Source organism: Rhodococcus sp. G6(2025), from assembly GCF_058628105.1.
Genome location: NZ_CP179750.1, coordinates 3533710 through 3546580 on the forward strand (window position 1 = coordinate 3533710; position 12871 = coordinate 3546580).

Consider the following 12871-nt stretch of genomic DNA (forward strand, 5'->3'; position numbering starts at 1 on the left):
AACGACAGTGAGCAAAGCCAGCACCTTCTCCGCCCCCAAGGGCGTCCCCGATTACGTCCCGCCGCAGTCGTCCGAGTTCGTCGCGGTCCGTGACGGACTCACGCGCGCTGCGCGACTGGCCGGATACGGCCACATCGAACTTCCCATCTTCGAGGACACCGGGCTGTTCGCCCGCGGTGTCGGCGAGTCCACCGACGTCGTCAGCAAGGAGATGTACACGTTCGCCGACCGCGGTGATCGTTCGGTGACCCTGCGGCCCGAGGGCACGGCGGGCGTCATGCGGGCCGTGATCGAACACGGACTGGACCGCGGCCAGTTGCCGGTGAAACTGAGCTACGCCGGACCGTTCTTCCGCTACGAGCGACCGCAGGCCGGTCGTTACCGCCAGCTGCAGCAGGTCGGGGTGGAGGCCATCGGCGTCGACGACCCCGCCCTCGACGCCGAGGTCATCGCCATCGCCGACGCCGGGTTCCGCGGCCTCGGCCTCGACGGGTTCCGGTTGGAGATCACCTCCCTCGGTGACGACACGTGCCGGCCGCAGTACCGGGAACGGTTGCAGGAGTTCTTGTTCGCCCTTCCCCTCGACGAAGAGACGCGCCGGCGGGCGGAGATCAACCCGCTGCGGGTTCTCGACGACAAGCGCAAGGAGGTGCGCGAGATGACGGCGGACGCACCGCTCATGCTCGACCACCTCTCGGACACGGCGAAGGCGCACTTCGACGAGGTCCTCGCACACCTCGACGCACTGGGTGTGCCGTACGTGGTGAACCCGCGAATGGTCCGCGGCCTCGACTACTACACGAAGACGACGTTCGAATTCGTCCACGACGGTCTCGGCGCCCAGTCGGGTATCGGCGGCGGCGGACGATACGACGGTCTGATGGCGCAGCTCGGCGGTCAGCCGTTGTCCGGCATCGGTTTCGGGCTCGGCGTCGACCGGACCGTCCTGGCGCTCGCTGCCGAGGGCAAGACCGCAGGCTCGACTGCGCGCTGTGAGGTCTTCGGCGTTCCGCTGGGCGACGAGGCGAAGGCGAAGCTGGTGGTGATCGCTCAGCAGTTGCGCGCCCAGGGGATTCGAGTCGACCTCGCGTACGGCAACCGCGGGGTGAAGGGCGCGATGAAGGCCGCGGACCGATCCGGCGCCGCGCTGGCACTCGTGCTCGGCGACCGCGACATCGCCGACGGGACGGTGGGAATCAAGAATCTCGCCACCGGAGACCAGGAATCGGTCTCCTCGGCGGATGTCGTCGCACGCGTCGGAGCCATCCTTGGCGCGTGACGACACCGCGCCGGTGTCACTCGACCTCGTTCCGATCGAGTTGATCGCACCGCGGCTCAAGCGGGTCGCGGCGATCGCCGTGCTGATCGGTGTGGTGGTCGGCGTCATCGTCGGGTTCTTCGGTCCCGTGTGGGTCGGTGTGACGGTCGGGGCCGTGATCGCGGTCCCGACCGCCGCCTCCGCGCTCCTCACGTTGCGGCGACGAATCGCACTGCAGACCGGGCGAATCCGGTCGACGGGGGGACTGCGCAGCAGGCACGTCGACGTCACAAGGGCGGTCGCGGCGGAATTGGTGGTCCGTTCGGCTCGCGTCAGCGAGGTGAGCGTCCGGATCACGGACCCCGACGGGAGCCTCGCGATACCGCTCGCCCTCTACACGACCGACGGCGGCCGTGAACTCGAGATCCTCGGGCTCCGGAGGCTGGCCGACGCCCTGACGACGAGCGAACTGGTGCCGGCGGCCGCGATCGCGTCGGTGCTCATCGAGCAGCTACGTGCGGAGGCCCGCGGCGCGGCCCTTCCCGAACGCCCCCTGTTCCGGGCCGTGGAACTGGTGCGTTCGGAAGGCCGCGTGCCCACCACCACGCTCACCGATCACGAGGTGGCAGCGCTCCTCGACTGAGCGATCAGCTCTGGTCGCCGAACGGAGTGTCGTCGAGATCCTCGCCGCCGATCACGGCGGGCGCGACCATCGGGAGGTCGCCGGCGAACGCGTTGTTCTCGCCGGCGTTGACGAGGTAGCTCGGTGTGGACCGGCCGCTCAGCTGGTCGTCGCCGCCGCGCCCGGCACCCGCCATCCCGGCACCCGCCATCCCGGCACCGCCCATCCCGCCCATGGCTCCGCCGGGTGCGAGAGGGGACGAGGCAGCGGCCGGAGCGGCGCCGGGTGTGGGAGTGGTCCCCGGTGTCGCCGGGGGAACCACCGGCCCGGTGACCGTTCCGCGGGGTACGGAACCGCTACCCGCGGAGACGCTTCCGCCCGCGCCGCCGCCGTACATGCCGATGCCCGCGCCGCCGGCGATGCCCACTGCACCCGGAACTCCGCCCGACGCCCCGTGTGCGGGGGTGACGGCGGATTTCGCCGACAGGGCGTCGGCAGGCAGATCGGACGAGGAGACGCTCGCCGCCTGGGTGCTCGCCGACACCAGGTCGCCGACACTGTCGGTGACGGTGGAGATCATTGGTTTGCCCACACCCTCGATCACGGTGGACGCGATGGCGAACGGTGACGCCGGTGCGGCTCCCGACACGGCTCCGGGCGCCGGGGGCGGCGGTACCGGAACCGGCGCGGCCAGACCGTTCATCGTGAGGGTCTGTTCGTTGAGTTCGGTGCGCGTCTGCGTCACGACCCCGATGGCCGCCTTCAGGTGCTCGGCGGCGGACGCGAGCAGCATCGCCTGCCCGGGCGGCGTCATCACCATCGGCGCGGCAGCGACCGCGGTGGCCGCGAACGATTCCGAAATCGTCATGAGGTTCGCGTTGCCCCGCGCCACGGACGCAGCGGCGGTCTGCGTGGTCGCCGAGATCTCCGTGCCGCGTTCGCTCAGTTCCGTGCCGCTCGTCTGAGCCTGCAGGCCCTGCGACTGCGCTGCCTGCGCTGCCTGGCTCTGCCAGATCTGGTCGAGCACCTTCAGCCCCGACAGGCTCATCGACATCGCCTGGTCGACCATGCCCGAGGACATGTCGAGCAGCGACGTCGGATCGAACGAGCCGAACGTGCCGGTGCCGAAACTCCCGGCGAGATCGGTGAGCGGCTTGAACAATTCGTCCACACCCGGCAGTCCGGGCAGCCCGTGCCCCTGCAGCAGCGCCTCCACCGGGTTCGGCGGCAGTGGAGGCAGCGGCGGAAGGGCCGGTAGCGGCGGCAGGTCACCGAGCGGCGCATCGAGGAACGGGCCGAGCGGAGAGTTCTGCAGGGCCTCGAGCGGAGTGCTCGGCAGTGGCGTCGCGAGGGCGTCGCCGACGGGCGTTCCCTGGATCAGGTCGAGGATCGATCCGTGCTCCACAGGGTGCCCGGCGGGTTCGGGGGACGTCATGCGAGGCCCCCGATTCCGTCGCGGACGCCGCCGAGCGCAGCGCCGTTGGCGCCGTCGACGGAGTCGTAGGAATCGGCGGTGGCATGCGCCGCGATCGCGGTCTGCGCGTAGTGAGACGCGAGTTCGGCGACCGACCTGGCGTGATTTGCCTGTGCGGCGGCGAACGACGCGAGGAAGTCGGCGCCGATCGGGCCGAACACGGGCGCGAGTGCCGCGAGATTCGCGCCGAGATCGAGTGCGGCGGCGCTGCTGATCTGTTCGGCGGCCTGCGCAGCGGTGGCGCCGTAATTCCTGATGCCGTCCGTGACGACAAAGACATCGCTCAAGATAACCCCCCAGTGATAAGCGTTCGCCAGACTTTATCTCACGGGCCCGACGTGCACGGCTAGAGGCGAAGGGGTGTTCCGCCCGCCGTCTCGGCGAGCAGTGCCCGCGACTTCGCCCGGATTTCGTCCATCGGCTTCGTCCATCCGAGGGCGCGGAGGCAGGCGTCGGCGAGGAGTCCGGCGGCACCCTCGTTCTCGGGCCCGGGAAGCAGTCCGCGTTCGATGTCGGCGCGGGTTGCGATGGCGCTCTCGACTATTCGGAACGGCAGGTCGGTCAGGGCGGGGGAGGTGTCACCTGAATCGTCGGTGATTTCCGTGAGGGCCTGGTCCGCCAGCTGCCGGTAGTGCCGGCGCAGCAGGGCTCGCTGGGCGCGGAACGGCTCGAATCGATCGGTCAGCAGTTCCGGAAGAAGATACAGCGCACCGAGGTTCCATGTGGTGGCGGTGAGTTGCGTGACGTCGTAGGTGGCCAGCGCGTGCAGGCGCACCGTGGCGGGCGCGGCGGCGTCGGCGAGCCGCCCCGCCGCGGCGAGCGCGGGGGACACCGTCTCCTCGAGGAGCGCCACCAGGATCTCCTCCTTGTTGGGGAAGTGGTGGTAGAGCGATGCCTGCCGGATACCGACCATCTCGGCGATCTGCCGGGTCGAGGTGGCCGCGAAACCCTTGGTGGTGAACAACTCTCCGGCGGCGTCGAGTATCTCCTCGGGAGTGGTCTGCCCTGGTCTGCGCTGACTGGTCAGTCGGGGTCGTCCCGGCCCTGTGGTCACCGCTCCATGATGTCAGGTCGCTCTCGGGATCGACGGTCTCCACCCGCAGTGAGGGTTTCGTCACGCTCCCGAAACGTAGGCAACGATGCTGTTACGGCCGGCGGCGATCTGGATACGCGGGCGTCACCCATCGAGGCCCTTCCGCGAGAAAACTATCGAGCGACAGATATTGCTCTCGCCGAAGGAGTAAGCCCTTGAGTACACCCACAAGGACTGCGCAAGTGCTGACCGCGCCGGCCGCACCTCCCCGCCCGTCCGGCGGAACCGGCGTCGACGACACGGGCGACCTCGGCGAATTCGGCTACGAGCAGCAACTTCACCGTTCCCTGGGTAAGTTCGCGTCGTTCGCCGCCGGCTTCTCGTTCGTCTCCATCCTCACCACCATCTTCCAGCTCTTCGGGCTCGGATTCGGATTCGCCGGACCCGCCTTCTTCTGGACGTGGCCGGTGGTGTTCGTCGGCCAGTTCATGGTGGCGCTCAACTTCGCCGAACTGGCCGCCAGGTACCCCATCTCGGGGGCGATCTACCAGTGGTCACGCCGGATGGGCGGCGAGGTGGTCGGCTGGTTCGCCGGATGGTTCATGATCCTCGCGCAGATGGTGACGGCATCCGCCGCGGCCATCGCGCTGCAGGTCGTGCTCCCGAATGTGTGGAGCGGATTTCAGATCATCGGTGAGGACAGCACGCTGACGTCCGCGAGTGGCGCCGCCAACGCGGTGCTGCTGGGTTCCGTCCTCCTCGTGGTGACCACGTTCATCAACTGCATCGGCGTCAACTGGATGTCCAGGATCAACAACATCGGCGTGACCTGCGAGATCGTCGGCGTCATCGCGGTGATCGGCATGTTCCTCACCCACGCCCAGCGCGGACCGGAGGTCGTGTTCGACACCGGCACCGCCGGGGCGTCACCCGGGTACGGATGGGCGTGGATCGTGTCGGGTCTGATGGCGGCCTACGTCATGGTCGGATTCGGCTCCGCGGGCGAACTCGCCGAGGAGACGCGGAACCCGCGCCGGGTCGCGCCGCGCACGATCCGCCTCGCGCTGTCCGTGTCGGCGCTCGGCGGTGGACTGATGATCATCGGCGCGCTGATGGCCGCACCGAGCCTGACCGACGGCCGGCTCGCCGCCGAGGGCCTGCCGTACGTGCTCTCGTCGATCCTCAGCTCGCCCTGGGGCACACTCCTGCTCGTCGACGTCGCGATCGCCGTGTTCGTCTGCACGCTCGCCATCCAGACGGCGGCGTCCAGGCTGGTGTTCTCGATGGCACGCGACGGACGGCTGCCCGCCTCGCAGATTCTGTCGACGGTGAACACCCGCACCGGAACACCCATCGCGCCCTCCGTCCTGATCGGCCTGGTCTGCATCGGCATCCTCGCTGTCAACGTCGGGAACTCCGCCATCTTCGCGACCCTCTCGAGTGTCTGCATCATCCTGATCTACCTCGCCTACCTGATGGTCACGGTGCCGCTCCTGCTGCGCAGGCTGAAAGGCTGGCCGCACGGAGGACCGCAGGTCGACGCGGACGGACGGAAGCTGTACTCGCTCGGACGGTTCGGCCTTCCCGTCAATATCCTGGCCGTCGGCTACGGCGCGCTGATGGTCGTCAACCTGTCCTGGCCGCGCGCGGAGATCTTCGACCCCAGCGGCGACTACCCCCTCCTGCGGTGGGCCGCCCCCGTCACCGTCGCCGCCGTGGTCGCGCTCGGAGTCGCGTGCTTCCCGCGCGGCCGCACGACCCCCAACCCCGTCACGATCGGAGCCTGACATGACCTCAGTGGACACCTCGACCACCAGTGCCGCGAAGGAACACGCGCGTGCCCAGTCGGGAGTGGTCACCGACTCGATGCCGGTGGTCCCGGCGTCGTCCTGGCCCACCCCACCGTCCGACATCGCTCCGGCACAGCTCACGTGGGCGGAGACGGTTCCCGGTGGCCGGTACACCACGAAGGTGCTGGGCCGCGGCACGCGACTGCGGCTGCGTGACCTCGACGGCCGGGCCTGCGCCCACCTTCTGCTGTACCGGGCGGACGCGCCGTGGGAGCGGCTCAACGTTGCCGACACCGTGAAGGTGCCGTGGCAGGCGTACCTGGGGGCGGGGCATCCGCTGCTCTCCGATCAGGGGCGCGTTCTCGCGACGCTCGTGTCGGACGGGTCCGGGCGGCACGACGCCCTGTGTGGCACCACGTCGCTCGCCTCGAACACCGCGAGATACGGTGACGGCAGCCTGCATTCGGCGTCCCCGGCCGGCCGTGAACTCTTCACCGTGGCGGCGGCGAAGCACGGACTCGAGCGGCGCGACCTCCCGCCCTCGCTGTCGTTCTTCCACGGGGTGCGGGTGGGGGAGGACGGGTCGCTGAGCAGCATCGGATCCGCCGGCGCGGACACCGCGATCGACCTCGTGATCCACCTCCCGGTGATCGTCCTGATCGCCAACACGGCGCACCCGCTCGATCCTTCGCCGACGTACGACACGACCGCGCTCGAAGTGCTCGCCTGGACCGGCGCCGACGTGGCCGAGCCCGTCGACGCCGATCCGGAGTACCGACGCGCCTTCCTCAACACCGAAGACGTCTGGGCTGCAGCGCAGCGCCAGGGACGGGAGCAGGCATGACCACCACCATCGAGACCGCACCGCTGGTACCGGGAACGGTGATCCTGGACGAGGAAGTCGGCGCCCGCGGACCCTGGTCCACCGTCGTCGTGGCCGGTGACGTCCTGACCATCGTCGATCTGTGCGGCAACCAGGCCGTGGACACCCTGATCTACGCGGCCGACGATCACCGGCAACGCTACTCGGCCGCCGCGACGGTGTCGGCGCAGCGAAATCTGTTCCTGACCACGGGGAGCGTGCTCCGCACCGACGATCACGACGCGCTGATGACGCTCGTCGCCGACGAGGTCGGTTCCCACGACACGGTGGGCGGCGCCTGCTCGCAGGAGTCGAACACCCTGCGGTACGGCCACCACACCAAGCACCAGCACGCCTGCGTCGAGAACTTCCTCGCCGAAGGATCCCGGTGGGGGATCGGCAAGCGGGACCTGGTGTCGAACATCAACTTCTTCATGAACGTTCCCGTCGACGCCGACGGCACGCTCGGAATCGTCGACGGCCTGTCCGCACCCGGCCGCCGCCTGGCACTCCGCGCGGAGCGCGACGTTCTGGTACTGGTGTCCAATTGCCCGCAGATCAACAACCCCTGCAACGGTTTCGACCCGACCCCGGTTCGGATGATCGTGACCCGGCCGACGGGAGCGCAGGCATGAGCGCCAAGATCACCGTGCACCGGCCCGGCATGCTCACCACGGTGCAGGACTTCCCTGGACGGACCGGGTACTGGCACGTCGGTGTGCCGCCGTCGGGGCCGATGGACGACCTGTCGTTCCGGCTCGGCAACACCGCGCTCGGCAACGACGAGGGCGCCGCCGGAATCGAATGCGCCATGTCCGGTCCCGCACTGCAGTTCGACGAGGACACGGTGGTGTGTGTGACGGGCGCGCCCGCCCCGGTCACCGTCGACGGAGTGCTGCAGGCGCAGTGGCGTCCGGTACGGGTTCCGGCAGGCGCGGTCCTGGACGTCGGCGCGGTGGCAGGACCCGGCCTCCGCATCTACGTACTCGTCCAGGGCGGGCTCGACGTCGACGACTTCCTCGGCAGCGCCTCGACGTTCACGCTCGGCAAGTTCGGCGGACATCAGGGCCGCACGCTGCGGCAGGGCGACGTTCTCGCGGTCGGCGAGCACACCGGCGCCCGCGCGGCCGCCGTTCCCGCCGAATACGTTCCGGCCCTGTGCAGTCGCTGGGAGATCGCGGTCACCGAGGGCCCGCACGGCGCACCCGAGTTCTTCACCCGCGCCGACATCGACACGCTGTACCGGACCGACTACGAGGTGCACTTCAACTCGGACCGCACCGGGGTGCGGTTGATCGGACCCAAGCCCGACTGGGCCCGCACGGACGGCGGCGAGGCGGGACTGCATCCGTCCAACATCCACGACAACGCGTATTCGGTCGGCGCCCTGGACTTCACGGGGGACACCCCGATCCTCCTGGGCCCGGACGGACCGAGCCTCGGTGGGTTCGTGTGCCCTGTCACGGTCGTCTCCGCGGAACGCTGGAAGCTCGGACAACTGGCCCCCGGCGATACGGTGCGTTTCGTGCCGATCAAGGCCGACCGGGCCGCGTCCGCGCGGACGCTGGGTCCCGCACGGCGGGCCGCGCACTCGACGGTCTTCTCCACCACCGGCGATCGCGACGACGGCGTGATCGCCCGGCGCGACGGCGAGACCGCCGTGACGTACCGGCGCTCCGGCGACGACAACGTCCTGGTCGAGTACGGCGACATGACCCTCGACCTCGCACTACGGGCCCGCGCCCACGCGCTGCACCAGCGTCTCGAGATCGAGAAGCCGGCCGGGCTCCTCGACCTGACACCGGGCATCCGCTCACTGCAGGTCCGGGTCGACCCCGACGTGCTGCCGATCCCGAAGCTCATGGGGCTGCTCGGCGAGGCGGAGGACGCGCTACCCGCGGCGAACGAACTCGTGGTGCCGAGCCGGTCCGTGCGGATGCCGCTGTCGTGGGACGATCCCTCGACGCGTGAGGCGATCCAGCGCTACATGCACGGTGTCCGTTCCGACGCACCGTGGTGCCCGTGGAACATCGAGTTCATCCGCCGCATGAATGGGCTCGGCAGCGTTGACGACGTCTTCGACACCGTCTTCGGAGCGGAATACATGGTGCTGGGGCTCGGCGACGTCTACCTCGGCGCACCCGTCGCGACACCACTCGACCCGCGGCATCGGCTGGTCACGACGAAATACAACCCGGCCCGCACGTGGACGCCGGAGAACGCGGTCGGTATCGGCGGGGCATACCTGTGCATCTACGGAATGGAGGGTCCGGGCGGCTACCAGTTCGTCGGCCGAACCACCCAGGTGTGGAACCATCGGCATCCCGAGAAGTCGGGACCGTTCGAGGACGGTACCCCCTGGCTGCTGCGCTTCTTCGACCGGATCTCCTGGTACCCCGTGGAACCTGACGAGTTGATGGACCTGCGATCCGACGTCGCAGCCGGTCGCGGCGGCGGTATCGAGATCACCGAGGGCACGTTCTCGCTCGCCGAGCACCAGCAGTTCCTCACGGCGAACGCCGAATCGATCGGCGACTTCCGGGCCGAGCAGGCCGTCGCGTTCGCCGCCGAGCGGCAACGATGGTCTGCGGCAGGGGAGTTCGCGACGGTGGGCTGATCCGCGTTACGCGAGCATGTCGGTGAAGCTGTCCGGCCTGGGTGCGTCGGCGCGTTCCCTGGGCACGTAATGCACTTCGACCACCCCGTTGCCGTACGCCTCGGTGCCCACTAGTCGGAGGTCACGCTGGTCGGATGTCTCCGAGAACCAGGGAACGCCCGGCGACACGACCGGATAGACGAAGAAGTAGAACTCGTCCACCAGAGCCAGCGCGAGGACCGATCGCGCGAAGGACGATCCTCCGGACAGGTGAATGTCCGTGTCCGGCTGTCTCTTCAGCTCCTCGAGGTGGGTTGCGAGCTCATTGTCGGTGGCCACGATGACCTGTTCGTTGTCGGCCTCCTCCGTTACGCCTGTCGCTCGGCCATTTTGGCGAGCTGCTCCGTGACGGTGCCCCAGCCGTCGTAGAAGCCCATTTCCTCGTGCGTGTTGCGGTCGGCGTTGTCCTTGTGCATCACGTGGGCGACGTACTCCGTGCCCGTCGGATGGTCGTTCAACGTGATGATCGCGGTCATGAACGGCTGTTCGGCGGGTCGCCAGCCGCCGACCAGCGAGTTGGTGAACACGATGCGTTCGAGTTCGTCGACGGCGAGGAAGCAGCCACCGATGTGTGGTGCGAATTCACCCCCGTCCTCACTGATCTGGGTCGTGAACGCCCCGCCCGGGCGTAGTTCCATGTCGACGACCCGGCACCGAGACGGCGCGGGGACCCACCATTGCTCGAAGCTGGCGGGGTCGGTCCAGGCGCGCCACACGACCGGACGGGGTGCCCGGATGATGCGCGAAATCGTGAGGTCGAGATCGGGTCTCGCAGTGTCGGTCATTGCGGTGTGTCCTTTGCGGGTGTCGTGACGGTGTGTTCGGTGGCGAATTGTTCGAGTCGGTCGGTGCGGCTCTCCCACAGTTCCTGTTGCTCCGCGAGCCACGCCTCGACGGCCGTGAACGGTTCCTTCTCGATCGCGCACGTCCGTACGCGGCCCTCCTTGTGCGTCCGGATCCATCCGCTGTCCTCGAGGAAGTGGATGTGCTTCATGAAGGAGGGCAGGGCCATGTCGAACGGTTTCGCCAGTTCGCTGACCGTCGCCGGGCCCCGGCTCAGGCGGCCCAGCACGGCCCGCCGCGTGGGGTCGGCGAGCGCTTGGAAGATGCCGTTCAGCTGCTCCGGATACTGAGCCATAAGGCAAAGTATTCACAGCAACAATGGTTAGCGCAAGAGCTAACTGATGTGGGTGGTGTCAGCCGAGCTTGCCGTGACCGGGGGTGAGCGGGACGTCCAGGGCGTCGTAGAGCCCCGGCGCGGCCGTCCTCAGCCACGGGATCGCGTTGACCAGGCGCCCCACCGCGGTGGCGTTGCCGCCAGCCGCTCGATTGCCGCCCTCGTCGGTGGCCTCCACGTTCACCTCGATGCGCGGCCGGCCCTCGATGATCACCTTGTGCGCGCCGTCCCCGCCGTCCGGCGGCACGGGCCAGTCCGGGGCGCACGACGGGTGGATCCGCGTGACGTGCTCGATGGCGATCAGAGGCTCGCCGCCCACGATGCCCTGCACCTCGAAACGCAGCGCCCCCTGGGTGCCGGCCTCGAACTCGCCCATGAGATCGGTGGTGATCGTCTCGTCCAGCGGCCGGCGCAGCAGCGTCTCCCGGATCTCGTCGAGCTCCACACCGAGGGCCCGGGCGACGAGCCGAATTTGGCCGCCCCACACCATCGTCGGCACGGTCGCCGCGACCATCGGCGGTTCGTAGTCCATCGGCTGGCCCATGCCGACGAGGTATCGCACGGAATCGTGCTGGTCGTAGGTGGTGTAGTCGAAGATCTCCTGGCAACGGATCTGATCGATCGTGCCGGCCAGGCCCGTCATCAGGATCGGCAGGACGTCGTTGCCCCATCCCGGATCCACGCCCGACACGAACAGGGCGCCGCCGCCGGACTTCGCGGCCGCCTCGATCGGGTCGCGCAACTCGGCCGGCGCGTTGCGCTGGTCGTAGAGCGCATAGATCGACGGGGTCACGACGACGGCCCCGGCGGAGAGTGCGCGGATGATGTCCGCCGCCGCATCGTCCGGGCGAATTTCGCCCGACGCGGCGTAGACGACAGCGCCCGGTGAGGTCGCGAGCACGGCATCGGCGTCGTCCGTTGCGGCCACCCCCAGCGAGCGGCCCAGGCGGGCCAGGTCGCCGGCATCGCGTCCCACCTTCTCCGGGTTGGCCACGATCACCGCCGTCAGCTCGAGTCCGGGGTGTGCATCGATCGCGCGGATCGCGGCCCGCCCCACATTCCCGGTGCCCCACACCACGGTCCGGATCTTCCCCTGGTCAGCCATGGAATCGGACCCTACCCAGTGCGCGAGGTGGGTAGTGCCCGAATGGGGCAACATCGGGCCGTGGAACCTCCACGCGAGGGGCGGCGATCGTGGGTGGGCACGATTTCTCGACGAACTGGTGGGTCGTCAGCTGTGCGGGGGTCGGTAGACCTCTGCGAGCTCGTCGATGAACGGGGGTGCGAAAACGCAATTCTCGAGTATTCGCCAGAGTGCCTCGACGAAGCGGTCCGTGGACATTCCGAATCTGACGAAGATCTCTTCGTCGGGTGCTCCGCCGTAGGGTGCCCAGACATGTGCGAACTAGATGAAATCCGCGCCAGCGACTTCATCAAGGACAAGGGCGCCTTCCTCCGCTGCTCGAACGATCACCACAACCTGCTGGTCCTCAACTCACCGGTCACGTACCTTCACCGCACCTCATGGCAGGTCGACGACATCGACGAGATCGGTCGCGGTGCCCACCTCATGCTCGAAGACCATCCCGAACGGCACGTCTGGGGGCTCGGCCGGCACCACGCCGGTAGCAACTTCTTCTGGTACCTCAAAGATCCCGCCGGCAACTTCAGCGAGTACTTCTCCGACATGGATTGCATCGTCGACGAACAGCTGTGGACCCCCGAGATCCTCGAGGGAGCCAAAGGCCTCTTCAACTGGGGGCCACCCCCGCCGCCGTCGTTCATCAACCCGGACGACCTCGCCGGACTGATGGCCGGCACCCACTCGATGACCCAGTGACGAAGAGACAGGTAGCAATGGCCGACACCAAAAATCGCCGTACTCGGCAGCGGAGCCAACGGCGCCTCCATCGGCGCCGACCTCACCCGAGCCGGACTCGACGTCACCCTGATCGAACAATGGCACCGAACTCACGCCCGTCCGCGCGTTCAACCTCTG

Annotated in this window: 13 protein-coding genes and 2 pseudogenes; 8 read left to right on the forward strand and 7 right to left on the reverse strand. The window is 68.6% G+C overall.

Features of this window, described 5'->3' with window-relative positions; translation table 11 throughout:
* Positions 1 to 7: 7 nt before the first annotated feature.
* The gene (gene hisS, locus ACLIVD_RS16195) at positions 8 to 1279 is read left to right on the forward strand and encodes a histidine--tRNA ligase (protein WP_317567456.1); all 1272 of its coding nucleotides are present in this window, start codon (positions 8 to 10) and stop codon (positions 1277 to 1279) included.
* Positions 1242 to 1901, forward strand: a complete 660-nt coding sequence (locus ACLIVD_RS16200; protein WP_280783817.1) for a hypothetical protein — start codon at positions 1242 to 1244, stop codon at positions 1899 to 1901. Before hisS ends, ACLIVD_RS16200 begins: the two co-directional genes overlap by 38 nt.
* Positions 1902 to 1905: 4 nt before the next feature.
* Here ACLIVD_RS16200 and ACLIVD_RS16205 read toward each other — a convergent pair whose 3' ends face one another.
* The 3 genes from ACLIVD_RS16205 to ACLIVD_RS16215 are packed head-to-tail and all read right to left on the reverse strand — an operon-like array spanning position 1906 to position 4408.
* A complete protein-coding gene (locus ACLIVD_RS16205) occupies positions 1906 to 3315 on the reverse strand; it encodes a hypothetical protein (RefSeq protein ID WP_317567455.1) in 1410 nt (469 codons plus the stop codon).
* Positions 3312 to 3641: a type VII secretion target gene (locus ACLIVD_RS16210; RefSeq protein WP_317567454.1), complete on the reverse strand. Its 330-nt coding sequence runs from the start codon at positions 3639 to 3641 to the stop codon at positions 3312 to 3314. Before ACLIVD_RS16210 ends, ACLIVD_RS16205 begins: the two co-directional genes overlap by 4 nt.
* A 59-nt stretch (positions 3642 to 3700) precedes the next feature.
* The gene (locus tag ACLIVD_RS16215; RefSeq protein WP_491932688.1) at positions 3701 to 4408 is read right to left on the reverse strand and encodes a TetR/AcrR family transcriptional regulator; all 708 of its coding nucleotides are present in this window, start codon (positions 4406 to 4408) and stop codon (positions 3701 to 3703) included.
* 221 nt (positions 4409 to 4629) lie between these two features.
* Between ACLIVD_RS16215 and ACLIVD_RS16220 the strand changes: the two genes are divergently transcribed.
* From ACLIVD_RS16220 to ACLIVD_RS16235, 4 genes are read left to right on the forward strand one after another with little or no spacing between them, the layout of a single operon-like run.
* A complete protein-coding gene (locus ACLIVD_RS16220; RefSeq protein WP_283354367.1) occupies positions 4630 to 6174 on the forward strand; it encodes an amino acid permease in 1545 nt (514 codons plus the stop codon).
* 1 nt (position 6175) lies between these two features.
* Positions 6176 to 7021, forward strand: a complete 846-nt coding sequence (locus ACLIVD_RS16225) for an urea amidolyase associated protein UAAP1 (protein ID WP_491932689.1) — start codon at positions 6176 to 6178, stop codon at positions 7019 to 7021.
* Positions 7018 to 7674: an urea amidolyase associated protein UAAP2 gene (locus tag ACLIVD_RS16230; protein ID WP_007298700.1), complete on the forward strand. Its 657-nt coding sequence runs from the start codon at positions 7018 to 7020 to the stop codon at positions 7672 to 7674. The genes ACLIVD_RS16225 and ACLIVD_RS16230 overlap by 4 nt, the downstream gene beginning before the upstream one ends.
* A complete protein-coding gene (locus ACLIVD_RS16235; protein ID WP_164060316.1) occupies positions 7671 to 9656 on the forward strand; it encodes a 5-oxoprolinase/urea amidolyase family protein in 1986 nt (661 codons plus the stop codon). Before ACLIVD_RS16230 ends, ACLIVD_RS16235 begins: the two co-directional genes overlap by 4 nt.
* Before the next feature lie 6 nt (positions 9657 to 9662).
* Here the strand turns inward: ACLIVD_RS16235 and ACLIVD_RS16240 are convergent, their stop codons facing one another.
* The 4 genes from ACLIVD_RS16240 to ACLIVD_RS16255 are packed head-to-tail and all read right to left on the reverse strand — an operon-like array spanning position 9663 to position 11977.
* Positions 9663 to 10055: a dihydrofolate reductase family protein gene (locus ACLIVD_RS16240; RefSeq protein WP_491932884.1), complete on the reverse strand. Its 393-nt coding sequence runs from the start codon at positions 10053 to 10055 to the stop codon at positions 9663 to 9665.
* The gene (locus tag ACLIVD_RS16245) at positions 10004 to 10480 is read right to left on the reverse strand and encodes an SRPBCC family protein (RefSeq protein ID WP_491932690.1); all 477 of its coding nucleotides are present in this window, start codon (positions 10478 to 10480) and stop codon (positions 10004 to 10006) included. The genes ACLIVD_RS16240 and ACLIVD_RS16245 overlap by 52 nt, the downstream gene beginning before the upstream one ends.
* Positions 10477 to 10833 (reverse strand): ArsR/SmtB family transcription factor, encoded by a 357-nt coding sequence (locus ACLIVD_RS16250; protein WP_280783810.1) that lies wholly within the window; start codon positions 10831 to 10833, stop codon positions 10477 to 10479. The genes ACLIVD_RS16245 and ACLIVD_RS16250 overlap by 4 nt, the downstream gene beginning before the upstream one ends.
* 58 nt (positions 10834 to 10891) lie before the next feature.
* Complete coding sequence (locus ACLIVD_RS16255) at positions 10892 to 11977, reverse strand: NAD(P)H-dependent amine dehydrogenase family protein (RefSeq protein WP_491932691.1); 1086 nt, start codon at positions 11975 to 11977, stop codon at positions 10892 to 10894.
* A gap of 318 nt (positions 11978 to 12295) precedes the next feature.
* On the opposite strand from ACLIVD_RS16255, the pseudogene ACLIVD_RS16260 reads away from it, so the two are divergent.
* Together ACLIVD_RS16260 and ACLIVD_RS16265 are read left to right on the forward strand one after the other, a co-directional pair.
* Positions 12296 to 12712, forward strand: a pseudogene (locus ACLIVD_RS16260) (VOC family protein); the annotation flags it as partial.
* A 33-nt stretch (positions 12713 to 12745) separates the two neighbouring features.
* A pseudogene (locus ACLIVD_RS16265) lies at positions 12746 to 12829 on the forward strand (2-dehydropantoate 2-reductase N-terminal domain-containing protein); the annotation flags it as partial.
* Positions 12830 to 12871: the final 42 nt, after the last annotated feature.